At 68.7% G+C, this 24,746-nt stretch carries 25 protein-coding genes and 1 tRNA gene; 14 read left to right on the plus strand and 12 right to left on the minus strand.

What is annotated here, in order from left to right; all coding sequences use genetic code 11:
• Nucleotide 1: 1 nt before the first annotated feature.
• The 4 genes from AB0H43_RS12710 to AB0H43_RS12725 are packed head-to-tail and all read right to left on the minus strand — an operon-like array spanning nt 2 to nt 3,004.
• A complete protein-coding gene (locus AB0H43_RS12710) occupies nt 2–1,108 on the minus strand; it encodes a hypothetical protein (protein WP_359999438.1) in 1,107 nt (368 codons plus the stop codon).
• Nucleotides 1,109–1,144: 36 nt separating this feature from the next.
• The gene (locus AB0H43_RS12715) at nt 1,145–1,894 is read right to left on the minus strand and encodes a thioredoxin domain-containing protein (RefSeq protein ID WP_359999439.1); all 750 of its coding nucleotides are present in this window, start codon (nt 1,892–1,894) and stop codon (nt 1,145–1,147) included.
• Nucleotides 1,845–2,402, minus strand: a complete 558-nt coding sequence (locus tag AB0H43_RS12720; protein WP_359999440.1) for a MauE/DoxX family redox-associated membrane protein — start codon at nt 2,400–2,402, stop codon at nt 1,845–1,847. Before AB0H43_RS12720 ends, AB0H43_RS12715 begins: the two co-directional genes overlap by 50 nt.
• A 41-nt stretch (nt 2,403–2,443) precedes the next feature.
• Nucleotides 2,444–3,004 (minus strand): sigma-70 family RNA polymerase sigma factor, encoded by a 561-nt coding sequence (locus AB0H43_RS12725; RefSeq protein ID WP_359999441.1) that lies wholly within the window; start codon nt 3,002–3,004, stop codon nt 2,444–2,446.
• Between the two features lie 67 nt (nt 3,005–3,071).
• Between AB0H43_RS12725 and AB0H43_RS12730 the strand changes: the two genes are divergently transcribed.
• The 3 genes from AB0H43_RS12730 (at nt 3,072) to AB0H43_RS12740 (ending at nt 6,718) form a co-directional block, all read left to right on the plus strand.
• Nucleotides 3,072–3,713, plus strand: a complete 642-nt coding sequence (locus tag AB0H43_RS12730) for a zf-HC2 domain-containing protein (protein ID WP_359999442.1) — start codon at nt 3,072–3,074, stop codon at nt 3,711–3,713.
• Nucleotides 3,714–3,756: 43 nt separating this feature from the next.
• Nucleotides 3,757–5,400, plus strand: a complete 1,644-nt coding sequence (locus AB0H43_RS12735) for a copper resistance protein CopC (RefSeq protein WP_359999443.1) — start codon at nt 3,757–3,759, stop codon at nt 5,398–5,400.
• 64 nt (nt 5,401–5,464) lie between these two features.
• A complete protein-coding gene (locus AB0H43_RS12740; RefSeq protein ID WP_359999444.1) occupies nt 5,465–6,718 on the plus strand; it encodes a hypothetical protein in 1,254 nt (417 codons plus the stop codon).
• A 661-nt stretch (nt 6,719–7,379) separates the two neighbouring features.
• Here AB0H43_RS12740 and AB0H43_RS12745 read toward each other — a convergent pair.
• Nucleotides 7,380–8,612: a glycosyltransferase 87 family protein gene (locus AB0H43_RS12745; protein WP_359999445.1), complete on the minus strand. Its 1,233-nt coding sequence runs from the start codon at nt 8,610–8,612 to the stop codon at nt 7,380–7,382.
• Nucleotides 8,613–8,837: 225 nt separating this feature from the next.
• On the opposite strand from AB0H43_RS12745, the gene AB0H43_RS12750 reads away from it, so the two are divergent.
• The 8 genes from AB0H43_RS12750 to AB0H43_RS12785 all read left to right on the plus strand — a co-directional run bounded on the left by AB0H43_RS12750 (nt 8,838) and on the right by AB0H43_RS12785 (nt 13,859).
• A complete protein-coding gene (locus AB0H43_RS12750; RefSeq protein WP_359999446.1) occupies nt 8,838–10,025 on the plus strand; it encodes a site-specific integrase in 1,188 nt (395 codons plus the stop codon).
• Between the two features lie 224 nt (nt 10,026–10,249).
• Nucleotides 10,250–10,534, plus strand: a complete 285-nt coding sequence (locus tag AB0H43_RS12755; protein WP_359999447.1) for a hypothetical protein — start codon at nt 10,250–10,252, stop codon at nt 10,532–10,534.
• 21 nt (nt 10,535–10,555) lie between these two features.
• The gene (locus tag AB0H43_RS12760) at nt 10,556–11,182 is read left to right on the plus strand and encodes a hypothetical protein (protein WP_359999448.1); all 627 of its coding nucleotides are present in this window, start codon (nt 10,556–10,558) and stop codon (nt 11,180–11,182) included.
• A 6-nt stretch (nt 11,183–11,188) separates the two neighbouring features.
• Nucleotides 11,189–11,377: a hypothetical protein gene (locus tag AB0H43_RS12765; RefSeq protein ID WP_359999449.1), complete on the plus strand. Its 189-nt coding sequence runs from the start codon at nt 11,189–11,191 to the stop codon at nt 11,375–11,377.
• A gap of 125 nt (nt 11,378–11,502) precedes the next feature.
• Nucleotides 11,503–11,778, plus strand: coding sequence for a hypothetical protein (locus AB0H43_RS12770; RefSeq protein WP_359999450.1), 276 nt, complete (start codon nt 11,503–11,505; stop codon nt 11,776–11,778).
• A gap of 312 nt (nt 11,779–12,090) precedes the next feature.
• Nucleotides 12,091–12,723: a hypothetical protein gene (locus AB0H43_RS12775; RefSeq protein ID WP_359999451.1), complete on the plus strand. Its 633-nt coding sequence runs from the start codon at nt 12,091–12,093 to the stop codon at nt 12,721–12,723.
• A 372-nt stretch (nt 12,724–13,095) separates the two neighbouring features.
• Nucleotides 13,096–13,695 (plus strand): oligoribonuclease, encoded by a 600-nt coding sequence (gene orn, locus AB0H43_RS12780; protein ID WP_359999452.1) that lies wholly within the window; start codon nt 13,096–13,098, stop codon nt 13,693–13,695.
• Nucleotides 13,696–13,783: 88 nt separating this feature from the next.
• A tRNA-His gene (locus tag AB0H43_RS12785) sits at nt 13,784–13,859 on the plus strand.
• Nucleotides 13,860–13,975: 116 nt separating this feature from the next.
• Here the strand turns inward: AB0H43_RS12785 and AB0H43_RS12790 are convergent.
• The 7 genes from AB0H43_RS12790 to AB0H43_RS12820 all read right to left on the minus strand — a co-directional run bounded on the left by AB0H43_RS12790 (nt 13,976) and on the right by AB0H43_RS12820 (nt 22,311).
• Entirely contained in the window at nt 13,976–15,301 is a 1,326-nt protein-coding gene (locus AB0H43_RS12790; RefSeq protein ID WP_359999453.1) for an Ig-like domain-containing protein, read from the minus strand.
• 131 nt (nt 15,302–15,432) lie between these two features.
• The gene (locus AB0H43_RS12795) at nt 15,433–16,737 is read right to left on the minus strand and encodes an Ig-like domain-containing protein (RefSeq protein ID WP_359999454.1); all 1,305 of its coding nucleotides are present in this window, start codon (nt 16,735–16,737) and stop codon (nt 15,433–15,435) included.
• Between the two features lie 251 nt (nt 16,738–16,988).
• Nucleotides 16,989–17,582, minus strand: coding sequence for an ATP/GTP-binding protein (locus tag AB0H43_RS12800; RefSeq protein WP_359999455.1), 594 nt, complete (start codon nt 17,580–17,582; stop codon nt 16,989–16,991).
• The gene (locus tag AB0H43_RS12805) at nt 17,563–17,952 is read right to left on the minus strand and encodes a DUF742 domain-containing protein (protein ID WP_359999456.1); all 390 of its coding nucleotides are present in this window, start codon (nt 17,950–17,952) and stop codon (nt 17,563–17,565) included. The genes AB0H43_RS12800 and AB0H43_RS12805 overlap by 20 nt, the downstream gene beginning before the upstream one ends.
• Entirely contained in the window at nt 17,942–18,346 is a 405-nt protein-coding gene (locus AB0H43_RS12810) for a roadblock/LC7 domain-containing protein (RefSeq protein WP_359999457.1), read from the minus strand. The genes AB0H43_RS12805 and AB0H43_RS12810 overlap by 11 nt, the downstream gene beginning before the upstream one ends.
• A complete protein-coding gene (locus AB0H43_RS12815) occupies nt 18,343–20,721 on the minus strand; it encodes an ATP-binding protein (protein WP_359999458.1) in 2,379 nt (792 codons plus the stop codon). The genes AB0H43_RS12810 and AB0H43_RS12815 overlap by 4 nt, the downstream gene beginning before the upstream one ends.
• Before the next feature lie 84 nt (nt 20,722–20,805).
• Nucleotides 20,806–22,311: a family 10 glycosylhydrolase gene (locus AB0H43_RS12820; RefSeq protein WP_359999459.1), complete on the minus strand. Its 1,506-nt coding sequence runs from the start codon at nt 22,309–22,311 to the stop codon at nt 20,806–20,808.
• A 170-nt stretch (nt 22,312–22,481) separates the two neighbouring features.
• Here AB0H43_RS12820 and AB0H43_RS12825 point away from each other — a divergent pair, with 170 nt between their 5' ends.
• The 3 genes from AB0H43_RS12825 to AB0H43_RS12835 all read left to right on the plus strand — a co-directional run bounded on the left by AB0H43_RS12825 (nt 22,482) and on the right by AB0H43_RS12835 (nt 24,727).
• Nucleotides 22,482–22,913, plus strand: coding sequence for a hypothetical protein (locus AB0H43_RS12825; protein WP_359999460.1), 432 nt, complete (start codon nt 22,482–22,484; stop codon nt 22,911–22,913).
• Nucleotides 22,914–23,042: 129 nt separating this feature from the next.
• Nucleotides 23,043–23,702: a GNAT family N-acetyltransferase gene (locus AB0H43_RS12830; protein ID WP_359999461.1), complete on the plus strand. Its 660-nt coding sequence runs from the start codon at nt 23,043–23,045 to the stop codon at nt 23,700–23,702.
• Nucleotides 23,699–24,727: a S66 peptidase family protein gene (locus AB0H43_RS12835; RefSeq protein WP_359999462.1), complete on the plus strand. Its 1,029-nt coding sequence runs from the start codon at nt 23,699–23,701 to the stop codon at nt 24,725–24,727. The genes AB0H43_RS12830 and AB0H43_RS12835 overlap by 4 nt, the downstream gene beginning before the upstream one ends.
• Nucleotides 24,728–24,746 lie beyond the last annotated feature (19 nt).

Genomic DNA, 24,746 nt, shown 5'->3' on the forward strand with positions numbered 1-24,746 from the left:
ACTAGTTCCCGCCTGGGCGGGCGGAGCGGCGCATGAGCAGGGCCGCCGCGCCGCAGACGCCGATGCCGATCGCGAGGACGGCCAGGACGATCAGCCGCGCGACCAGATCGGGCCAGGGGATCGGGGCGACCGAGCGGAAGAAGACCGCGGCGTTCACGAGGCCGCCGAACAGCGCCAGGCCCGCGCCGGCCAGAGCCACCGCGAACGGCCCCGACGGCCGGTTGCGCAGCGCGTACCCCCCGGCGAGCAGCGCGGTCAGCCCGGCCACGGCGGGCCACAGCTCACTGGCGAAGACGCCCGCGACGATCTCCCACGCCCCGCGCGCCCCGGCGTCGATCTCCCGCGCGGTCACATAAGTGAGGGCGGCGAGCCCGCCGACAATCAAGATCATGCCCAGGAGTTGTACGCGGAGAGCAGCGACCAGGCCCAGTGCCGCCAGGGCGGCGGCGACCACGATGGTCAGGCTCCACCAGAGCGCGGCCGACGGCGGGGGCACCCAGTCGAGCGTACCTCTCAGTTCTAGTGTGGACAGATCGTCGGCCATCCGCAGCGGCACGCTCCAGTCGGCGATGCGATGGCCGGTCCCAGGGTCGGCGGCCACGGCGGGCGGCGGTTGCAGCGCGGTCCACCGGGCGCGTTTGTCGTGCCACCGCGCCACGGGCTGATCGGAGGTCTTGCGCCATTGCGGGGCGGCGGCCGGGTCGGCGTTGGCCGGGGGCACGACACCGCCCTGCAAGGTCGCGTTGAGGTAGGTCGCGGGGGAGTTGACGTTCTCGAAGACGCCGTCCGGCCGGATCTCCAGGTACGCCTCGTTGCTGTAGCCGAGGACCTCCACGACCCGGTCGGAGTGGTTGGTCAGCTCCAGGCGGGCGCCGGCCTCGATCGCGCGTACGCTCACGCCGGGCAACGCCGGGGTGATGCCGGTGATGGTCGTCCGGTAGTTCGTGGCATCGGGCGCGTCCGCCGCGTGGGCCGCCGCCGGAGTGGCGACGGCCCAGCTCAGTAGGGCGGTCCAGACGGCGGCCGCGCCGAGCAGTGTGGCCGCCCGCCTCCGTTGATCATGAGGTTTGAGGGTGGGACACGCCGTCGAGGCGGACCATAGGTTCATGATCAACGGGGGCCTTCTTCGGGGGTGGAAGGGGGATCAGCTGGCAGAGGGAGTCGGCGCCACCGACGCGTCACCACCCGCGGCGGTGATGGCGGCGGTGATCGCGTCCAGCGACGCGGTGACCTTCTTGCCGTTGACGAACACCGACGGGGTTCCGCTGACACCCTTTTCGCTCGCCGCGTCGGTGGTGTGCTCCGGCCAGGTCATGTAGGTGCCGGCGTTCACGCAGTTCCCGAAGGACGAGTCGGTGAGACCCACGCCCTGCCCGGTCGTGATGAGCTGCTCGTTCGTCGGTCCGGCGCCGCCCTCGGCGGGTTGGTTGGCGTAGAGGGCGTCGTTGAAGGCGAGGAACTTGCCGCCGTCGGCCGCGCAGCCCGCCGCAGCCGCGGACCGGGTCGAGTACTGGTTGGTCGACGACCGGTCGAGGATCGCGATCGGGTGGATGTTCAGCGTGATCTTGTTCTGCTCGGCGAGCGCGGCCAGCGTCGGCCCGGCGCTGTCATGCAACTGCTTGCAGTACGGGCACAGATAGTCCTGGTAGATGTCGACCGACACCTTGCCCGAGCCGGTGACGATGGCGGTGCCTTCGGCGTTGGCGTGGGCCGGCGTGTTGAACGACGTCGGCTTCTGGCTCGCGTAGATCGCGTATCCGATCATGCCGCCGATCACCAGGACGGCGACCACGCCGATCGAGATCCACAGGGTGCGCTTGCGGCGTTGCTCGCGGGCGAGCTGTTCACGGACGATCCGAGCCGCTTCGCGCCGCTCCTGCACGCGCTTGCTCATCGATGGTTTCCTCCATATCCAGTGGTGGGCCGAACAACTGACCGTCCAACGAGAACCTGCTGGAGGGGAACAGGATCAGGAAGACGGCCAGGGCCAGGAAGGCGACGTCGCGGACGATGTCCCAGGTGTAGTTGGGGGCGACCCCGACCGGCAGCTGGCCGCCTTTGCTGAAGCAGCCGCAGTCGATGGACAGCCCCCGGGCCCAGGCCGAGACGATGCCGGAGATGAAGACGACCAGCGCGATGGCCGACAGCCACGCCGCGAATCTGGTCAGCAGGCCTACCAGCAGAAGCAGGCCGATGCCGACCTCCAGGAACGGCTGGATCGCCCCGACGACCTGGGCGACGTCCCACGACATCAGCTGGTACGCGTTGACCGCCCGGGCGTTGCCGGGCAGGTCGAAGATCTTGGGCAGGCCCGCCCCGATGAACACGGCGGCCAGGGCCAGCCGCACGACCAGCGACACCCAGGGCTGAGTCCGGGTCCACCCGTTCACCGACATGGTCATTAGTCGTCGTCCCGCCTCGTCCGGTTCCCTGTGAATTCGCTTCAGGCCGCCATGGCCCGCGTCACGTCGGCGGCCAGCTCCGTCCGCGCGCGGGCGACCCGGGATCGGATCGTTCCCACCGGCACACCCTCGACCTCCGCCGCCTCGGCGTACGAGAGGCCGAGCAGCTGGGTGAGCACGAACGCGCTGCGGCGCTCCTCGCCGAGCGCGGCGATCAGATCGTCCGAGCCGTGCCGTTCGGCAGGATCGCCGCCGGGCAATTGTGTCGCGGCTTCCAGCGCCAGCCGTCGTTCCAGCCTACGGCCGCGGACGACCTGCCGGAGCTGGTCCGCACAGGCCCGGCGGGCGATGGCGAGCAGCCACGTACGCGCGGACGACCGGCCCTCGAAGGCGGGCAGCGCCCGGAACGCCCGGAGGTAGGTCTCCTGGGTCAGGTCGTCGGCCGTCCCCGGATCGAGCAGCGCCGCGCACAGCCGCCAGACCTCGGCCTGGGTGGTGCGAACGAATGCCGCCTCTGCCACCGGATCACCCTCCCGCGCACGCAACGCCCAGTTCGTCACCTCGTCGAGGCTGCCGGACGGTCCGGGTTGCGGGAAGGGCACGAGGACCCAGATTAGCGGCCGATAGGCCCTTGGGAACCACGGCTTGCCGACAGGCGACTATTGGCACATGAGCACCACCCGCTGCGACGCCGTACGCCTGGATCTGTCCGCCCGCCTCGACGGCGAGACCACCGAGCTGCCGGCCGATCGACTGGACGCGCACGTCGCCGAATGCGACGGCTGTCGATCCTGGCTGACCGAGGCGGAGCGGGTGACCCGGCTGGCACGCGTACGCGTGGTGGCGGTCCCGGACCTGACCGGCCAGATCCTGGCCGCCGTCGAGCAGGAGCGCCGGACCCTCCTGGTACGCCGCCACGGCGACCGCCAGGTGCTGCGGATCGCGGTCGCGATCGCCGCCGCGGTGCAGCTGGCGCTGGCCTTGCCGGTGCTGTTCGGCGTCGGGGTCGACCCCCACGCGTCCCGGGAGATGGCCTCGTTCGACATCGCGATGGCGGTCGGGTTCGCGCTGGCGGCGTGGCGCCCGGATCGGGCGCGCGCGTTCGTGCCGGTCGCCTTCGTGCTCGCCGCCTGCCTGGCCGCCACGAGCTTCCTCGATCTGGCCGGCGGTGCGACCCACCTGGCCCACGAGGTCGGGCACGCCGTGGCGTTGGTCCAGGCCGGACTGCTCTGGGCGCTCGGCCGCAGGACCACGGAGGCGGCGGCCACCCTGCCCGGCGCGCGTACGCCCGCTTCCGGTGGCATCGGGTAGCGTCGTTGCGCCACCTAACCCCTCATGATCAACAGGAGAGCGAATGAGACGGCTCGCGGTGATGTTCGCGGCGTTGCTGGTGGTGCTGGTCGGGGTCGCGAGCCCTGCGCAGGCGCACGCGGTGGTGGTCGCGACGAACCCGCCCCAGGGCGGCACGGTCGCGTCCGCGCCCAGCGAGGTCACCATGACGTTCTCCGAGTCGATCACCCCGGTCAAGGACAAGATCCGGGTCACCGCTCCCGACGGCAGCCGCGCGGACAAGGGTGAGACCAGCGTCGACGGTGCGGTCCTGCGGATCCCGCTGCGCGATGACCTGCCGATCGGCACCTACCTGGTGAGCTATCGGGTCATCTCGGCCGACTCCCATCCGGTCCCCGGCGGCTTCACCTTCAACATCGGCGCGCCGTCGGCCACCGTGCCCACGCCCACCACCGACGACAGCTCCACGAGCCGCCCGATCGCCATCTCGATCGGCGTCGCCAAATACCTCGGGTACGCCGGACTCCTGCTGGCCGTCGGCGCGGCCCTGGTCCTGCTGCTGCTCTGGCCGGCCCGGATGTCCCGGCGCGGACCGCGGCGAGCCATGGCGGCCGGGTTCGGGCTGGTGATCCTGTCGACGCTGGGGCAGTTCGTCCTCCAGGCGCCCTACGTCAACGGCGTACCGCTCACCCGGACGACCGGCGACGACCTGCTCGGCGTCCTGGACTCGCAGTTCGGCGCGGTGATGCTCGCCCGGATCGGGCTGCTCGCCGTCGCCGCGATCGTCCTGTCCGGAGCGTTGAAGCGCATCGTCACCCACGGCGAACCGACGCGCAGCGACCTGGTGATCCTCGGCATCCTCTTCGCCGTCACCGCGGCGACCTGGCCATTGGCCGGGCACTCCGCGGCCTCTCCGGTCCCGGCGGTCACCGTCGTCATCGACACCGTGCACATCGCGGCGATGGCGGTCTGGCTCGGCGGCCTGGCGATGCTGACACTGTTCCTGCTGCGCCCGAAGACGGCCACCGAACGGGAGCTGACGGCGATCATGCCGGTCTGGTCCCGCTGGGCGACCCTGGCCATCAGCTCGCTCCTGCTGGCCGGAGTGGTGCAGGCGCTCATCGAGATCGGCACGCTCAAGGCGCTCGTCACGACCACCTACGGCTGGCTCATCCTGGCCAAGGTGGCGCTCGTCATCGTCATCCTCGGATTCGCGTACCTGGCGCGGTCGTTCGTCCACAACGCCCCGGCCGGCTCCGTCCTGCGCTGGGCGGTACGCGTGGAGCTGGGCATCGCCGCGGTCATCCTCGGCGTCTCGGCCGCCCTGACGCAGACGACCCCGGCCCGGGTCGCCGCCGACCAGCCCAGTGCGGTCCAGCAGACCCAGGCGTACTTCACGACGTCGGTGAAGGCCGGCCTGTACACGCTGCAGGTCGACGTGGACCCCGCGAAGACCGGCCAGAACGTGGTGCACCTGTACGCGTACACGCCGGAAGGAAAGCCGTTGAAGGTCGTGGAGTGGGCGGCCAGCGCGGCCCTGCCCACCGCGGGCATCGAGCCTGTGTCGATGCCTTTGCTGCCGCTGACCGACAACCACGCGTCCGGGTCCGTCAACCTGCCGACGCCGGGCGACTGGCAGATGAAGTTCACCCTGCGCACGACCGAGGTGGATCAGGAGTCGGTCACGGTCACCGTGCCCGTCGGATAGCAGACCGCATCGAAGCGCCCGCCCGCCCGTTGTCCTTGATGGACGACGATGGGAGAGACGAGCCATGCGTGTCTTTCGCGTGCTGGTCGGAATGGTTCTGCTGACGGTCGCGGCGCCCGCGTTGCTGGCCGGGGCCATTGCCTGGTACGCGATGCAGCACCGCGACGCCGCGGGTGAGTTCCGGGCGGGCCTGGAGACGGTCGCCCACCCGGGGTACGCCGTCGTGGTGCCCGACGTCGACGCCCTGCTCCGCCGGGACGCCCCGTTCGCCCGAGCCGGACGTACGTCGATGCGGATCACCGCCTTCGCCGGCACTCCGCTGTTCGTCGGGCTCGCGTCGCCCTCGGACGTCGCGGCACTGCTGCACGGCTCGCCCTACACGACGCTGGACGGCATCTCGCTCGGCCGAGGCCCGCTGGACGTCTCCTCGCGCGTTTTCAGCGGCACCCGGACGGCGCCGCTGGGGCAGCTCGAGGAACAGCCGATGTGGCTGCGTTCCGGCCTCGGCTCCGTCTCCTACGAACCCTCCGAATGGCGGGGGCGTGCCGTCGCCCTCGTCGTCACAGCCCCCGACGGAACCTCGCTCGGCGACGTGTCCCTCGGCGCGGCCGTACGCTTCGGCTGGCTCGACTCGACGACCTGGGGACTGCTGATCCTCGGACCGGTCCTGCTGCTGCTCGGCTTCGTCACGTTGGCCTGGCCCGCCCGGCAGGTCGTCTACGTGCTCGCGCCGGGAGACCCCGGAATCTCGCTGCGCTCCGGTGAGCCGGTGCGCTGGACCGACGCGCCGACGCGGGAGAACGCGGTGGTGCTGCCCCGGCCCGGCTCCGTGTACGCCTCCTCCGCCGTTCCGGCCGCCTCCCCGGCTTCCGCCTCTTCGGGGCCTTCGGCCCCGGGATCTTCGGCCCTGGTCGGAACGCCGGCTTCCTCGGGTCCGGCGGGCTCGCCGGGTTCGGCTGGTTCGGCGGGTTCCGCGGGCTGGTCGGGATCGTCGGGACCGTCGGGTTCGGCGGGTTCGGCGGGTTCGGCGGGTTCGGCGGGTTCGGCGGGTTCGGCGGGCTCGGCGGGTTCGGCGTCCTCGCCGGAGGATTGGGCTCGGCCGCCTGCTTCTCCGGCTTCTCCGGCTGCAGGTTCTCCGGACTCGGCCGCGCCCGAGGAGGAGCCGTCGGCGGAGTGGCCGCTGCCCTCGGCCGAACTGCCCCGGACCGCCCCGCCCATCGACGTGCCCACCCAGGAGATGCGCGTCCTCGACGACCTGCCCGCGGTTCCGCTTGTCCTCAGCGGAAGCCGATCCGTGCCCGCCGAGCGCACCGTCTAGCTCAGGCGCCGTCTAGTTCGTCCGCCTGTCCGCATCATCCGCGCCGTCGCCCGGCGCCCGCCCCTCCGGTGCCCGGCCTCGCCGCCCGTCGCCTGGCCTCGTCGCCTGTCGCCCGTCGCCTGCCCTGGTGCCCGGCGCCTGCACCCGTCGCCCGCCGCCCGCCCGTGTCGCCCGTCTTCAGCGGCTCGGCTGCTGCGGCGGCCGTTCCGGCCATGATCATGCGCCCGTCGTCAGCGGAAGACGAGCGATTCTGGAGATCATGTGCCCATGGCCAGCGAAATCCGGCCCTCCGGCGCATGCCGAGGGAACATGATCTCTTAATACGCCGGGAAATCGCTGATGACGGGCACTGGATCATCTGGGCTTGGGTCACCTCCGACCGTCGTGCCCGGACGAAGTCGATCAGGCTGGCGCGGGAACGATCAGGATCGCGGGGACACGACACGCCGGTTGATCACGACCGATAGTTCATGATCGCGCGGAGAGGTTCGGGGTGCGGGGGCGGGGGCAGCGCGAGGTGGGGGCGCACGCGGGTGGGCCCGCGGGGAGCGGGCCCACCCTCACCGGGGGAACGGTGTAAACGGCGAAGGCCCGAACCTTCTGGAACCTTCGTGTGGGGGGACGGGTCCTGCGCGGTGGATCGTCCCTTCTATACGAAAGTTTAGCTCTGCGTACCAGAACGGACAATAGGTCCGTTTTCCAGGGGCTCCGGCGCAACCCGTCTGGTAGGCACCGGCAGCAACAGGACCAGCGCCAGCGACAGCAGCACGAACGCATTGCGCAGCAGGAACTCGCGTACGCCGGGAGTCGGGCGCTGGTCGACGCCCCAGTCCACGAACGTGTCGACGCCGATCACACAGACGGCGTACGCGGCGACGGCGGCCAGCAGCAGCCAGCCCCGGCGGTTGCCGCGAGCGGCGTACGCGGCCCCGATGAGCGCCACGATCGCCGGGACGAACCAGTACATGTGGTGAACCCAGGTGATCGGGCTGATCAGCCCGGCGGTCAACCCGGTCAGCGCCAGCCCGGTGATCTCGTCCCCGCCTCGTGCGGCGATCGACGCCCGCCACAGCCCGTACACCGCCACCGCGACGGCGAGCCCGAGCCACAGCGCCTGGTCCGGCCGGTCGGGCGCGGCCAGGCGGCTGAGCAGCCCGTTCAGCGACTGGTTCGCGGTGTAATCGGTCCGCCCGACACGCGAGGTGTCCCACAGCGCGCCGAACCAGAAGTCCCGGGTCGCGGTCGGGGCGATCAATGCCGCGAGCAGGGTCACGCCGATCGCGGTGCCGGCTGCGACGAAGGCTTCCTTGATACGCCGAGAGACGAGCAGGTAGACGATGAACAGCGCCGGGGTGAGCTTGATGGCGGAGGCGAGCCCGATGCCGACGCCGGTGAAGCGGCTGCCCCTCGGCAGCAGGACCAGCAGATCGAGCAGGATCAGGGCGACGAGGTACATGTTGATCTGCCCGAACGACAGCGTCGTCCGGATCGGTTCGATCAAGAAGACCAGCGGCGTCGCCAGGCCGAAGGCGTACCAGTGAGGAATGTGGAGGCGGGTGGCGAGCCCGCCGGTGACCCACCACGTCGTGACCACGACGGCGGCGATCGTGCCCGCGGTCAGCAGGCTGATCCCGAGACCCTGTGGCAGCAGCCCCAACGGCGTCATGATCAAGGCGGCGAACGGTGGATAGGTGAAGTAGAGCCGGCCCTGCAGGGCGTCGGGCTGGGCGAAGTCGTAGAGCTCGCCGCCGTCGAGCCACCACTTCTCGGCGCTGATGTAGATCTTCAAGTCGAAGAAGTGCTGCCCACGGAACAGCCACCAGAAGGCGACCGCGGCGACCGCCGTGGTCACGGCGACGATCGCGAGTCGGCGGTTGCGCGCTGGCTCAGGCATGCAGACACGGTAGTGGACGCCGTAGTAACCACTGTCGTGACACCCGTCGTACGCTGTCCCAATGGCTGCTGATCTTCTCGTCTGGATCGAATGAGAGATCATTTCGCCCACACCGCGCCTGACCTCGGGTTACCCTCACGGTAAACCAAGATCAGTTGCACCCGGTTGCAAGTTGCACCTACACCGGAGGGCTGAGCGGTGAGAGAAGAGCGGATCTTGGGGTCCGTGTCCCAGCGCGGGGACGACAAGTGGCTTGCGCAACTGCCGCCGAGCATGGGCCGACGCGGCAAGATCAAGCCGAGCGAAGAGGAAGCGTGGCAGTGGCTTCGCGAGGAGCACGCCAGAGCTACACTCGGCATCCGGGAACCGGAGGAGCACGGCAGCTCCGCACTCCTCCGAGATCTCGTCTGGGTGTGGTACGAAGGCGCGAGCCTCGCGGAGACCACGGCGTCCGACTGGAAGTATCGGATCAAGGCCGAGATGCTTCCCGCGCCCATCATGGACAAGGCCGCGAAAGACGCCAAGCCCATGGACATTGACCAGGCGCTACAGCTCACGCCGGAGAACTGGACGCGGATTCACACCGCGAACCTCTGGCGTCGCTTCTGCGAGTGGCTTGAGGCTAACGACTTCACTACTCGCAATCTCTATGCCCGCTCCGATGCCAAGCGCATTCTCGCCGTTCAGCGCGCCAAGCTGGAGCCCAAGGAAGCGGTCGAGAACACATGGACGCCCGAGGAGTTCGCCGCCTTTCTCGCGCATGAGGGTGATCCCGTAATGCGCGATTACTGGGTGACCGCTGCCGCCACCGCCGGAAGGCGTGGGGAGGTTATCGGGATGCGCTGGCCTCTTGTCGACACAGAGGGCGGCTGGTGCTGGCTTGAGGACAATGTGACCACTGCTGACGGGCGCGAGGTACGGCGCGATTCGCCAAAGGGCTACCGGCGGCGCAAAGCCTACTTCGGACGATTCATCGGCCTCGTGCTGGAGAAACGCCGTCAGGAGCAGGAAGCCTATCGGCAGATCGTGGGCGACTGGGACCCGAGCGAATGGGTATTCGACCGGCGTAAGACCCGCTTCACCCGAGCACCCGGCTTCCGCCACGGAATGCACCTCTCGCCCTCCACGGTGACAAGCCGCTTCTCCCGCCACGCGAGAGAGCTTGGCCTCCCACCGCTGGCCGGTCCGCACGGACTGCGCCGCACATGGAATACGCTCGCCGAGGAGGACGGAATCCGTTTCTCCGTGCGCCGCGACTTCATGGGCCATTCCAAGAAGCGCGACCCGCGAGGCGGTACATCCGTCACGAGTCTCTACGGCAAGAGCAATGATCGAGAACTGCTCTCGGCTGCCGACCGCATCGTGCAACTGCTGTTGCCCGAGTCGATGCGCGAGGAGTTGTTAGCCATCTAATCCAAGTCCACATACCAAAGCGCGTCCCCGCTCAGCCATTCGGCCGGGCGGGGTTTCTTGTACCCAATTTCCAGGAGGCCAGCCATGGAAGCCCGTCACGAATACGAGCGGCTCTGTCTGCGTGCCCGCATGTACCGGCACCTCGGGCGATTCGGCGAACCACTCGCCGAGCAGTGCGAGAGACAGGCGGAGCGCTACCGTCGCCAGCACCCCGAGGTGACGCGGTGAGGCGCGCGCTGGCCGCCCTCGCCGGCCTCCTGGTCGCCCTGGGTCTCGCGGTCCCTGCGCATGCCGTGGTGCGCACGACCTACGTCGAGGCGCACGTCTCTACGGTGAACTGGCCGCTCCGTGCCGCGGTCGCCTACATCGATCAGTACACCGGGTCTCACTGGGTCGTCGGCAAGTGCCGCCCCGGGGCCGCGTGCGTCAAGGTCTGGGCTAAGAGCCCGAGCCACTTCGGCGCGGGCAAGTACGCCTGTGGGAAGACCTGGCGCCTCGTGGCTCGGTAAGGGCTGGAAGGTGGTCCTAGCGTGAAAATCGGTGCTAACAGCCTCTACAAGGCCCTGGCCGTTGCTCTGACGCACACGGCTGACAACGTGACTGCGGCGGCGCTGCCGCTGTTCGGAATGGTGAACGTCTACGCCACGGGAGACGCGATGCTCGCGGCGTACGCCACCGACCGATTCACAAGCGTCCGGTTCGAGATGCAGACCACGGGTGAACCCGCGTTCGACTTCGCGCTTACCAAGGACGCCGTCAAGGCGCTAGTTGGCGCTCTCAAGAAGGCGCGGACCGGGCCGCCCGTCGAGGTTCGTCGGGACGGCTCAAACGTCGTCTTCACGGTCGAGGGGGCGTCGTTCACGTTCCCGCAGTACGACCAAGTCAGCTTTCCCAAGGCGGGCCTTGACAGCGTGCTCTTCGCCGCCGCTGGCAAGTCCGTCGAGCTGCCCGAGGTCAGCTTTCAGCCTGACCTCCTGGCGCGCTACGCGCAGAACGCGAAAGACCTTCGGGACAACTCCAAGGACGAGCGCACCCGGGATATGCGCTTGAGCTTCTCGGACGCGGCCAGCGCCAAGGACAAGTACGGACCGGTGTTCGTCGAGTTCCCGAACGTCCCCGAATTCAAGTCCGTCATCATGCCTCTCCGAAAGAAGTGAACACCCATGGATATGTGCGACGCCTGCCACGCGGCCAAGGCCGCCCACCAGGTCTCGAAGGATGGCCAGGAGCTGCTGTTCTGCGGTCACCATTTCAAGCTGCACTATGAGGCCCTGAAGGCGGCCGGCTGGCTGGGCCTTCTGCCCAACGAGGAGGACGTGATCAAGCCTCGCGTCGTGGCGGTGGCGGGATGAGCCTGACGCATGACGGCCGCCGAGGGTCGTACTTCCGTGAGGTACTCCTTCGACCCAAGGACACCATCCGCAAGGCGAGGGCCGAGCTTCGAGACGTCGACTTTGACACGGTGGCGTGCCGTGGCATGTCCGGCGTCTCGTTCGGCGCGGTCCTCGCGTACCTGATGAACAAGAGCCTCTTCATCGTGCGCAAGCCCATGTCTGTCGAGGGCGCGCACACGCAAAGCCATGAGGGGGCGATCGGTCATCGCTGGATCTTCGTCGATGACTTCGTGAGCAGCGGCGCGACTCGCGACCACGTGATGAGGGCGGTCGAGGGCCTCGCTCCGAGTGCGGTCTTCGTGGGCGACTACCTATATCAGAATCCTTCGCCCTGGCGGCCCGTGGTGATTCCCCGGTGATCAACGGTCGCCCGTTCCTAGACCTCAACCCCGAGCCTTACTAGACATATAACGAGAAGGGAGTTCAGCTATGGCAAGCATCGGCGAGACCATCCGTGAGGGTGAGGCCGTCCCGATTCCTGTTCCGGCTGAGGAACCGATCACCGCGCCCGTAGAGACGCCCGAGCGCGAGTTGGAGCCGGCCTGATGTACTGCGGTAATCCGTACTGCTGGGGTAACTGCCGCAGTTGCCGCTACGTGCAGCAAAGGTACGGTCTTAATGGTCCGCCCAAGCCCGAGGTCCCGAAAGAGGATGTCGCGGGTGCGTTCCGAATGTGGCGCATCTGGGTCCTCACGCATGACAACAAGCTTGCGGCGCTGACGGAGCGCGTCCATACCAGGCGCATTCCCAAGAAGCGGCCTATGAAGTTCGACTTCTTCAAAGACCTGTACCAGGGTGCGTCTGGCGTCATGTATCCCGCTGAGCTGGATTACACGACGGAGGAGGTTCGCGAGCGGTACGAGTGGAAGCCAGGCAAGAACGCCGTTGACCGGCTTCCGAGTACCGACAGCGCGAACGGCTTCTACGGCTTCCGTGAGTTCACGCAGATGTACGCACAGGAAATGCTCATGTTCGGCTCTGCGCTGACCGGCGTGGCCGTCGCCGACCAGACGGATGCTCTCATTGCCGCGATGCAATCGGTGTGGGCTACTCCGCTGACTCGTCGGGGTACCGGGCCGAAACACTACGTCATCGGCTCGGTGCTCGGATGGGGCAAATACGTCGAAGGCAAGTACGGCTGGCGAGTCCAGTACGCCAAGCCCGAGACGCTGATGCTCGGCCCGGTGAGCGGCCTCGATTGGAATGCGCGACTTCTCGGCGTCGCCGAGGAGTACGGCATGCGAGCCGTGAGCCTGGACGAGGCGACAGCGATGCCGTCCGGCCTCGTGGAGTTCTCCGAGTGATCCGGCGGTGGATCGAGTCGCTCATTGGCCGCTTCCTCGTCGCGCTCAATGACGCGCTCGATTGGGAGGACGAGGATGTGTGAGTGCTGCGAGCCGCTGGACTACGAACGCCGGCCCGGGGGCAAGCCGAACCTCGGGATGCTCCGCGCCATCCCTACGTTCTGGGTGGTAGTGCTCAAGCGTCTCTTCCGCTGGTAGCCTCGGGTGACCTTGGCCCATGTGTCCGGTTGCAGGTTGCAACGCGATCATGCAACTCGGTTGCAGCCCTCGCGCGAGTTGTGGGGCAAAATGGGGCAAGCCCACTCAATAGGAATATCGGACATAGCACCGCAAATTAGGGTGTGATTGTCCGGTTTAGCTCTTAATGGTATGGTGCTCATGGGTGAATTCCTGGTGTGGATCGACTGCGAGATGACCGGTCTGAACCTTCGTTCGGACACGCTCATCGAGGTCGCCGCGCTCGTCACCGACCCCGACCTCAACGTGCTCGGAGACGGCGTCGACGTCGTGATCCATGCCGAGGACGCGCAGCTCGACGGCATGCTCGAGGTCGTCCGCGAGATGCACGAGAAGTCGGGCCTCACCGACGAGGTACGCCGCTCGGCCGTCACCCTGGCCGAGGCGGAGCAGCTCGTCATGAACTACATCACGCAGTACGTGCCGGAGCCGCGGACGGCCCCGCTCTGCGGCAACTCCATCGCGACCGACCGGGGTTTCCTCGCCCGGGACATGCCGCTGCTCGACAACCACCTGCACTACCGGATGATCGACGTCTCCTCGATCAAGGAACTCTGCCGCCGGTGGTATCCGCGGGTGTACTTCGGGCAGCCGCAGAAGGGCCTGGCGCACCGGGCGCTGGCCGATATCAAGGAGAGCATCCGCGAGCTGGCGTACTACCGGCAGACGATCTTCGTGCCGCTGCCCGGCCCGGACGTCGACACCGCCAAGGGCATCGCGGGGACACTGGCGTAACTCGCGACATACCCGGTGGACAGCGGCGGTGGTGCTACCGCTATCATTGGTCGGTCGCCGCGGGCTGATAGGTCCGCGGTTGATGATGGTGGTCGTAGCTCAGTTGGTAGAGCACCGGGTTGTGGTCCCGGGTGTCGCGGGTTCAAATCCCGTCGATCACCCCACGGAAAGAAGCCTCGTCCAGCGGACGGGGCTTCTTTGTATTCATGATCAGGATGCGTTCGTGATCAGGGTCATTTCCACGTTGTCATGACGACAGAGAAATGACCCTGATCATGAATCAGGCCGACGGGGTGGCGGTCGGGTCGGGCGTGGCGGTCGGATCCGGCGTGGCCGAGTCCGACGGGGCGGGCGACGGGGTCGACGCCGAGACGAAGGGCAGGGCGCTGCCCTTCACGTATTCGTCCCAGGTCATGTTCCAGTGCGTCCAGCCGTTGCCGTTCTTCAGCTGCCGCTCGGTGCCCTTGGTGGTCACCGGGTCGCCGATGGTGGTCAGGTTGAACAGCCATTTCGCGTTCGCGGGGGACATGTTGAGGCAGCCGTGCGACACGTTGCGCTTGCCCTGGGAGCTGATCGACCACGGCGCGGAGTGGATGTACTCGCCGCCCCAGGTCAGGCGCTGGGCGTAGTCGATCGGGGTGCGGTAGCCCAGTTCGGGGCCGAGTTCGGCGAAGGTGTCGAAGATCGTGTGGACGAACTTCTCGATGATCACCACGGTGCCGCTGGACGACGGCGTACTGGGCTTGCCGAGGCTGATGGGGATCTTCCGGACGACCGTGCCGTCCTTGGTCACCGTCATCTGCTTGGTCTTGTTGTCGGCGACCATGATCACGGCCGAGCCGATGCTGAGGTTCTCCAGCGTGATGTCGCTCTTGCCGTAGTACCCGTCGCCCATGTCGAGCCCGCCGATGGCCAGCCGGGCGTTGATCTTGGATCCGGCCTTCCAGTACTCCTTGGGCCGGTAGTGCACCTCGGTCCCGGAGAACCAGTGCCAGATGCCGTCCTGCACCGGCTCGCTGCTCACGAACAGCCGCTTCTGCACCTCGGCCCGCTGGGCCTCGGGGATGGACCGGCTGAACTTGTACATCAGCGGCATGCCCACGCCGGCCTTCGCGTTGTCCGCGAGGAAGCTGGTGACCCGCACGGTCTTGCTCGGCTTGGCCATCGTGGTGAAGCCGCTCGTGGCGGTCGCGGTCTTGCCGTCGCTCCCGGTCGCGGTCACCGTCACCGTGTACGCCGTGCTGTAGCCGAGCGTCTTGGCCGGTACCCAGCTGCTGCCATCGGCGCGCAGGTCACCGGTGATGACCGTGCCGTTGACGTCCTTGAGCTCGACGGTCGCCTCGGTGGCGTTCTTCAGCTCGTAGACGATCTCGGTGGCGGCCGATACTCCGGTGGCGTCCTTCGCCGGGGTGACGATCGTCGCCGCGGCGGCGTTCGGGTCCGGTTTCGGCGATTCGGTCGCCCCACCGGTGCCACCGCTGGAGTCCTTGTCAGACGTGCAGGCGGCGAGGCCGGCGGCCACGCCCACGAGACCGGCGCCGGCGAGCAGGCCGCGCCGGGTGGCGGTGCGGCCGGTTACCGTACGGCCGGAAACGGTGCGCTCCATGTGACCCTCATCCATCGGCTCCGCGAACCCGATCTTGGTTCGCTTTCGACGATCTATCGTGCCTTAAAGACGTGGCGCGACAAGGACTCGTTGCCGGTGGTGAAGGAAAACACGCCGTTCGTAGGCCGGATTCAGCTGGCCGAGGGGGTCGGCGTACCCATCTGGGCGTTTCCGACCGATCCCGGGCTGGGGCTCGGCGCGACCGTCGGCGACGGCTTGGGCTTCGGATACGGCTCGTACGCGACCGCGTCGGCGACCTCGGAGGTGACTGGGACGGCGCTGCCCTTGAGGAAGGTCGGCCAGTCCATGTCCCACACCGTCCACCCGTTGCCGGGGGCGAGTTTGACCTCGGTGCCGCTGATGGTGACCGGCGTACCGACCTTCATCACGGTGAACAGCCAGGCGGCGTTGCCGGGGCCGACGTTCACGCAGCCGTGGGAGACGTTGGTGTAGCCCTGGTCGCCGACGCTCCACGGTGCGGAGTGGATGAACTCGCCGCCCCAGGTCAGGCGCTGGGCGTAGTTGACGTCGACCACGTAGCCGCCGTTCGGCTCGCCCCGGGTGTCGAACCGATAGGTGTACGCCTGTTCCATGACCACCATGTGCCCGCTGGAGCTGGGCGTACTGGGCTTGCCGAGGCTGACCGGCATCGTCTTGATCACCGCGCCGTTCTTGAAGACCTGCATCTGCTTCGGGTGATTGGTGACTTTGACCTCGACGCGGTCCTTCGCGATGCGTACGCGGGCGATCTTGTCCTCTTCGCCGTAGTAGCCGCCGCCGAGCGCCTGTCCCTTGAGGCCCAGCCGGACGGTCAGCTTCGTGCCCGGCTGCCAGTACGCGGCCGGCCGGTACTGAACCTGGGTCGGGCTGAACCAGTGCCAGGCGCCGGGCTGCGGCGGGTCGCTGGTGACGAAGAACCGCTTCTGCACCGCCGCCCGCAGGTTCACCGGGACGTCCCGCATGAACTCGATCGGGATCGGCATGCCGATGCCGTACTCCTGGCCGTCGAACAGGTAGAAGCCCACGCTCTCCAGTTGGGACGGCTGCGCCATGGTGGTGAACGCGACCGACTTGGACTCGTGGTGCGTACGCGAGCCGACGGCGGTCACCGTGGCGGTGTAGCGCTGGGCGTACTTGAGCGGGGCCGCGGGCACCCAGGCCGACGCGTCCGGGCGCAGTTGACCGGCGATCTTCTGCCCGGCCGCGTCGCGTACGTCGACGGCGTCGACCATGCCGGAGCCGAGCTTGATGCCGATCTCGGCGCTGACCGGTACGCCGGACGCCCGGTCGGCGGGGCTGACGGCGAGCGCCAGGTTCTCCTGGGGCGCTTCCGCGCTCGGTGTCGGCTGGGCGGCGTCCTTCGTGGCCGTGCAGCCTGCCAGTGCCGTCGCGCCGCCCAGTACGGCGACCATGATCATCGCTCGGAACCCAGCCATCCCGCTGCCCCCCGTTTGTCCGCTTCACGGATATCGTGCCCTATAGCGAGGGTTCGTGGGGCTTGCTCCCCGATACTGCCCTGGAAGCAGATCAGGGTTCCCGGTCGAATCACGCACCATGATTCGACCGGGAACCCTGATCCAGCGCCCAAGACGGTGCCGAGACGGTGCCGAGACGGTGCCGAGAAGGCGCCAAGGAGGCGCCAAGAAGGCGCCCAACGGGCGCCCTAGGCCTCTGCAGGTGAAAGGGGTCAGCGGGCGGCGGCGGCCAGCCGCAACGACCGCACATGTTCGATGAGCGTGATCAGCACCTCCCGGCCGGACTTGCGATCGCGGACGTCGCACATCACGAGCGGGACGTTCGGGTCCAGCGCGAGCGCGTTGCGCACGGCGTCGGGCTCGAACGGCTGCTCGCCGTAGAAGCAGTTCACGGCCACGATGAACGGGGTCTCCCGGCGTTCGAAGTAGTCGATCGAAGGGAAGCAGTCGGCCAGTCGCCGGGTGTCGGCGAGCACCACCGCGCCGAGCGCGCCGAGGGCCAGCTCGTCCCACAGGAACCAGAACCGGTCCTGGCCGGGGGTGCCGAACAGGTAGAGCACGACGTTGTCGCCGAAGGTGATCCGGCCGAAGTCCATCGTGACCGTCGTGGTGGTCTTGCCCTCCACACCGGACAGATCGTCGGAGACCGTGCTCTCCGACGTCAGGACCTCCTCGGTATGCAGTGGCAGGATCTCGCTCACCGCACCCACGAGCGTCGTCTTGCCTACGCCGAAGCCGCCCGCGATCAGGATCTTGATCGCTGTCGGCACCGGCCGAGCCCGGCCGTCAGCTGGTTCGGAGGCCATGGATCACCGCCTGGAGTACGTCGTCGTCGGGAAGGGTGTCGGAGGGGGCGTCCACCTTGGTGATCGCGCCCGCCTCCAGCAGGTCGGCCAGCAGCACACGGACCACGCCCAGGCCGTAGCCCAGGTGCGAGGCGAGTTCGGCGACCGAGACCGGGTCGCGGGCGCGGGCGAGGATCGCCCGGTGCTCCGGTTGCAGGTGGATGGTGCTGCGCTGCAGCGCGAAGGGCGCCGCCGTCACGTGGCTGAGCAGGTCGAACGTGGCAGCGCCGGGTTTCGCCCGGCCGCCGGTGAGCGCGAAGGAACGCACGAGCGGGCCGGCGTCGTCGTCCAGCCAGTCGTGAGTGTCCCGAGGCTCCCCGTCAGCGCGCATTCGCCGTACTTCTTGGCTGCGTGGCCAGGTTGTGCCCGATCCGTTCGACCAGCATCGCCATCTCGTAGGCGACCATGCCGATGTCGGAGTCGGCGGCGGCCAGCACCGCGAGGCAGGAGCCCTGTCCGGCCGAGGTGACGAGCAGGAAGGCGGTCTCCAGCTCGATGATCGTCTGGCGGACCGGCCCGCGCTGGAAATGCCGGCCGGCGCTGCGGGACAGGCTCGCGAAACCGGCGGCGACCGCCGCCATGTGCTCGGCCTCGGCCTGCGCGAGGTTGCGCGAGGCGCCCATCAGCAGGCCGTCCACCGACAGCACGACGGCCTGCTGTGCCGCGGGCACCCGCGCCACGAAGTCGTCGATCAGCCAGTCCAGCCCGTGGGCGGGGTTGCTCATTCCTGCTCCTCCGAACCTTCCAAAGTGGCCTGCTGCGCGGCCTCCGCCCGGCCGCGGTTCGTGCCGGCCTGCAGCGAGGACAACATCGTGCGACTCGCCTCAGCCGGCCGCGAGGTCCGCGCGGGTTGTCCATCTCCAGCATTTTGTACGCGCAACTGCGGCGCAAGACTGGCCTGGCGTTGCCGCATGGGCAGTCCTTCGGGGCTGAGCTGATGCGGCCCGGCGACCGGCTGGACCGCACTGATGGCGGCTCGCCCGACAGGCTCCCCGGCAGGCGCGGCGATCATGGGCTGTTCGGCGGTCGCCTCGTCCAGCAGGGCCGGCGGCGGTGGCACCGAAGATCCGCTTGGGCGAAGAGCCGGAGTGTCCTCCGCCGCGACGGCGGCCGCTGCTTTCGGCGTATCCCCTCCGGAGGGGAGCGCGGCCATCGCGAACTGGGGGCGGGCCACGGTGAGTTCGCCCTGCGCGGGCCGTTCCTCGACCACCAGCTCGCGCGGCAGCAGCGCGACGGCGGTGATGCCGCCGTAGGGCGACGCGCGGAGGGTGACCTTGATGCCGTGCCGGGCGGCCAGCCGCGCGACCACGAACAGCCCGAGCCGCGAGCTGTGCGCGGGGTCGAAGTCCGGCGGATCGGCGAGGCGGGCGTTGGCCTCGTCGATCGCCTCCTGCGGCAGGCCGACGCCGCGGTCCTCGATCTCGACCGCGAACCCGTTCGGCACCATCTGCCCGGAGAGCTGGACGTGGGTGTCGCGGGGCGAGAACGCCGTCGCGTTCTCCAGCAGTTCGGCGAGCAGGTGCACGACGTCGCTGACCGCGCGGCCAACCAGGGCCATCTCCGGCAGCGACACCACCGTGATGCGGGTGTACTCCTCGACTTCGGACACGGCCGAGCGCAGCACGTCGTGCAGCGGCACCGGGTTGCGCCAGCCCCGGCCGGGCACCGCGCCGGCCAGGATGACCAAGTCCTCGGAATGGCGGCGCAGCCGGGTGCCGAGGTGGTCGATCCGGTACAGCTCTTCGAGGTCCTGCGGGTCGGTGACCCGGCGTTCCATGGCGTCGAGCAGCGACAGCTGCCGGTGCACGAGCACCTGGCTGCGCCGGCCGAGGTTGAGGAAGACCTGGTTGAGGCCGGCCCGCAGATGGGCCTCCTGGACCGCGGCCGCGATCGCCGTACGCTGCATGTCGGCGAACGCGCCGTCGAGCTGACCGAGTTCGTCGTCGGCGTGGGTGAGCGGGGGCGCCTCGGCGTCCACATCGACTTCCTCGCCGCGCCGGAGTCGGTTGACGACGTCGGGCAGCTTGCGTTCGGCCACGTCGAGGGCCTCGGCGCGCAGTTCCCGGATACGCCGGATGATCGACCGGGCGATCCGGATCGACAGCAGCACCAGGCCGATGATGAGCAGCAGACCGAGCAGGCCGGCGATCAGCAGTCGCAGGATGATCCGCGTCGCGGCCGGGGTGGCGGCCTCGATCGCCCGCCCGGCGATCTGGTCCTCCAGATGCGACAGTGCCAGGTTGACCGCGGTGACGTCGGTTTCCCACTGCTTGCGGTCGATGCCCGGCAGCCGGTTGCCGGCCGACTCGGTGATCTTGTCCTCGGCCGCGCGAATGCGGGCGTACGCCTCGCTTGTGATGATCTCCTGGTACGTCTCGGCGTCCTCGGGCAGCAGGGCTCGCGTACCGACCTCGTAGAGCTGCCGCTGGGCGCCGATCGCCTGCACGATCATGCCCCGCTCGCTGGGCGCATACGTGCCGCCCGCGGCGAGTACCCCGCTGATCAGGGCGTCCTCCAGGGAGAACAGGTCCCGGGCCTCGTTGATCGTGGCGGTGGTGGTGGACGCCCGAGCCAGCGTGTGATCGTCCACCTCGATGGCGGTGGCGAACACCGCGAACGCCTTCTCGATGATCGCCGTGTACGCGTTGACCGCCTGAACCCGCGTATAGCGCGCGGTGTCGACCGAGGCGCGGGCTGTGGGCAGCGAGTCCAACGCGGTCAGCATCTCGCCGATCTTCTGCAGCGCGACCGGCGAGGCGGCATCCCGCAGATCCTCGCCTTCGGCCAACTGGCGCAGCTTGGCGACCTGCTTGTCGGTGCTGGACCGCTGATCCCGCAGAGCGCCCGCCGCACTGGTGTCGCCGCCGAGGAGCTGGGTCGACAGCTTCCGCTCGCGTTCCAGGTAGTAGGCGACCGCGCCGGCGGGCAGGGCTCCGTTCTCGGCGCTGGTCTGCGCGTCGAGCAGATTCCCCGCGGCCGACACGGACAGCGTCGTGCTGAACGCCCACATGCCGACCAGCGGCAACAACGGCGCCAACAGCAGCAGCAGGACTCGCGACCGGATCGTCCAGGTACGCCGGAGGAGGAGGGGTCTGTTCACATGTGACCTCTTGGGCGGCTCGGCATTCGCTGGGGGAGAGGATCCCGGTGATCGTAGGCGATGATCACCGGTTGACGCAGTACGTCAGGCTCGGCTTTCGTTCCAGGACCGGTCGAGCGCCGTCACGCAGTAGCTTCCGCCGGTCTTCGCGTCCTGCCACGAGTGCGTACCACCCGGGACGGTCGCCACGAGAACTCCGTCGCGGTACACCGCGTACCGGTAGGCCGGCGGGCCGGCTTCGGTGGGACGCCACGTGACCGCGGTCTTCTCCGTCGTTCGGCGTACCACCAGGGTAGGAGCGAGCGGCGGATCGGCCTTCAGCCGCGCGGAGACCGGGATGAGCGCGGGCGTCGCGTTGTGCGCGTCGCGGTAGCGCGTCACCGCTCCCAGCTTGTTCGTGCGGACGCTTTTGGCGCTGAAGTGGATGCTGCCGAGCACGCCCGACTTCTGGTTGAGCGCGATCTGCCGATCCAGTTCCGCTGGATCCTTCCACACACCCGCATTGTTGATGCGGTAGTCCGCCTGTCCGATGTAGAGCTGCACGTCGGTGCCCTTGACCAGCTCGGTCCACCACCGGAGGAGCACCGCGTAGTCGGCGATCTTGAAGCCGATGTGCCAGTAGAGCTGCGGCACGATGTAGTCGAGCCAGCCCTCCTTCACCCAGGTACGCGTGTCGGCGTAGATCGCCGCGTAACTCTCCAGCCCCTGAGTGGCCGAGCCGCGGCGGTCGCTGTCGTCGTTGCGCCAGATCCCGAACGGGCTGATCCCGAACCGCACCCACGGCTTGATCTGCTTGATCCGCTCATACGTCTCCCGCACGAGCAGGTTGACGTTGTCCCGCCGCCAGTCGTTCTTGTTCTTCCCGCCGCCGAACTGGGCGTAGCTCGCCTGATCCGGGAACTCCTGCCCGGTCTTCGGGTACGGGTAGAAGAAGTCGTCGAAATGCACGCCGTCCAGGTCGTACTTGCGTACCGACTCGAGGATCGAGTCCTCGACCCACTGGCGCGCCGCCGGGATCCCCGGATCGAAGTACGCGTGCCGCTCCTCGGCCTTCAGCGGATAGGTGACCGTCCACTCCGGATGCGGATAGCCCGCCGGAACCACGGGATCCTGACTCGCCTTGTACGGGTTGAACCACGCGTGGAACTCCAGGCCCCGCTTGTGCGCCTCGGTCACCGCGTAGTCCAGCGGATCCCACCCGGGATTCCTCCCGGTCTTGTCTCCGGTCAGCCAATACGAGAACGGGGCGTACTCGCTCGGCCAGAAGGCGTCACCGCTGGGGCGTACATGGACGAAGATCGCATTGTGGTTCATCTTCACGGCGAGATCGAGCCACTGCTGATACTCCGCCTTGACGGTCGCCTCGGGCAGACCCGGCCGGCTGGGCCAGTCGATGTTGCGTACCGTCGTCAGCCACATGCCGCGCAGTTCCCGCGGGGCGCTCTGGCCGCACGCGTTGCGATTGGCCGCCGCGCCGGCCGCCTGCTCGCCGATCGCCCGGCCCGGCCGGCTGACGTCGGCCGCCGCCCACAGCCCCAGGCTCGCCACCAGGGCCAGGGCCGTCGCCGCGAACACCCACCGCGCGCGCATTGGCGGACTCTATCCCCTGTACGCCCCCAGGCGCACGGTTGACCGCTCACAGCCTAAACCGGCGCGCGCCCGTGATCACTCGGTCGTTCGGCCGTCGCGACCTGCGCAGACACCTTCCTAGACTTCCCGCTCGTGCCCGTTTCCCGCGTCGCCGTGAAACGGGCCGCGTCATGTCCCCGAGCATCGGAGGTCCCTTGACCGACGCCGCGAACCTCGCGCGTATCACCCTGCTCTCGTCCGCCGTCCTGCCGCTCGCCGCCGAAGTGCGGACCTACCGCAAGCTCGTCGCCGCGTACGGAACGCACCACAACCGGCTCGCCGAAGCCCTCCTCCGCCTCCTCCGCTCGACCACCGACCCGCAGACCCACCTCGCCCTCGCCTCCGAGGCGGTCACCGTCGCCCGTCGCTGTCACGAGCCTGACCTGCTGTTCTGGGCGCTCGTCGCGCATTGGCGGGCATTGCTCGCCGTCGGCGAAGCCGCTGACGCCGCTCGCCCTCGGCTTGAGGCCGCCGCTCTCGCTCATCCCGGAATCCACGTCTCGTTCGGCTGCTCGCTGAAGAGCCGCTGCTACGCCGAACGCGATCTGCCCGACCTCGCCTAGACCCTGTCGTGATCTCCGGAAGGTGGCGTACCTTTCCCCGCCGCGGAGAGGTACGCCGCCTACCGGAAGTCGCCTCCCGGCAGCGGTAAACCGGTCGCTGGGGGAGGGCGGGGCTGGCAAGATCCGCACATGGACGTGGTGGCGCGGGCGCGACAGCTCTGGGAGGTCTTGGCGGATCGGCCGGGGAGCTTCCCGGGCTCGGGAGCGGCGGTCGTCGTTGCGCCGGCGTCCAAGCTTTGCCCGCCCGGCTGGTGCGGCACGGTCACCATCGGCGGCGCGACCCTTGTGACCTGCCCGGATGAGTGGTCTGCCGAGCAGATGCGTGGTGCGGTGCCGTGGGAGGAGCTGGCGGCGGCGACGTTGGGCCCGGCGCATTTGGCGTACCTCGATCCGGCGCGGTTCCGCCCGGCTGGGGCGGCGGACGCGGTCGTGAAGGACGAACTGCGCCAGTTGCTCAGTGTGGTGGATGAGGAGGAGGCCGACGAGTGCGGCCTCGAAGAGATCGACAGTCTTGCGTACATGCTGGAAAGGAAGGGTGAGATCGTCGCGGCCGCCGGCTACAGGCGCTGGCCGGACGACGTCGCGCATCTGTGCGTGCTCACCCACCCCGCGCATCGCGGCCGCGGTCTCGCGCGCCGCGTCGCCTCGGCCGCCGTCGAGGCCGCGCTGTCCGAGGGTTTGTTCGCCCAGTGGCGCGCGCGGCCGGTGGCCAGCCGCAAGGTCGCCGCGGCGCTGGGCTTCGAGGATATTGGTACGCAGTTCAGCCTGCGTTTGAAGGAGTCACGATGATCAGGTATCCCGCACCGCTGCGACCTGGCGACCGGATCGGGGTGACCTCGCCCTCCAGCGGCGTGGACGAGCGGTTCCGGCCGCGGCTCGAGTTCGTGCTCGCGGATCTGGCTCAGCGTGGGTACGAGGTGACCGTCGGCGAGTGCATGGACGGTTCCGGGATCGTGTCCGCGCCGGCGGAGCAGCGGGCGGCGGAGCTGACGGCGATGCTCACGGATCCCGGTATCGGCGCGGTTGTGCCGCCGTGGGGCGGCGAGCTGGCCGTCGACCTGGTCGAACGGCTGGACTACGCCAAGATCGCCGAATCCGGTCCGGCCTGGCTGGTCGGGTACTCCGACATCTCGACGCTGCTGCTGGCGGTGACGACGCGGACCGGGGTGGCGACGCTGCACGGGCAGAACCTGATGCATACGCCGACGCGACGGCCGGACGGCATCCTGCACTACCTGGACGCGTTGCAGGCGGAACCGGGTGAGGTGCTGGAACAACGCGGGTCGACGCACCACAAGGGGCCGGGCTTCTACAACATCATCGGTCAGCCTGACCTCGTCGACCCGGACCTGGATCAGCCGGGCTCGTGGCGGTTGCTCGATCCGGGCGCGGGACCGGTCCGGGCGACCGGACGGCTGATCGGCGGATGCGTCGAGACCATCGTGAGCCTCGCGGGTACGCCGTACGGCGATGTGCGGCGGTTCGCGGAGGAGCACGCGCCGGAAGGCTTGATCGTCTACGTGGAGATGTGCGAGCACGCCGCCCTGGACGCTGCGCGAGAGATGTACAGCTTGCGGCTGGCGGGCTGGTTCGATCACGCGAACGCGATCCTCGTCGGGCGTACGGACGCCCCGGCGGCCGGCTCGTTCACCCAGGACGACGCCGTACGCCTCGCGTTCGGTGATCTGGACATTCCGGTCATCCTCGATGTGGACTGCGGGCACGTCGCACCGGAGCTGGCATTGGTGAACGGTGCTCTCGCCGAGATCGTCGTGGACGGCTCCGACCAGCGGATTCTTCAGACCTTGAGTTGAGGGCTCCACTGGACGGCCA

The organism is Hamadaea sp. NPDC050747 (genome assembly GCF_040654195.1).
In the GTDB taxonomy this organism is placed as follows: Bacteria; Actinomycetota; Actinomycetes; order Mycobacteriales; family Micromonosporaceae; genus Hamadaea.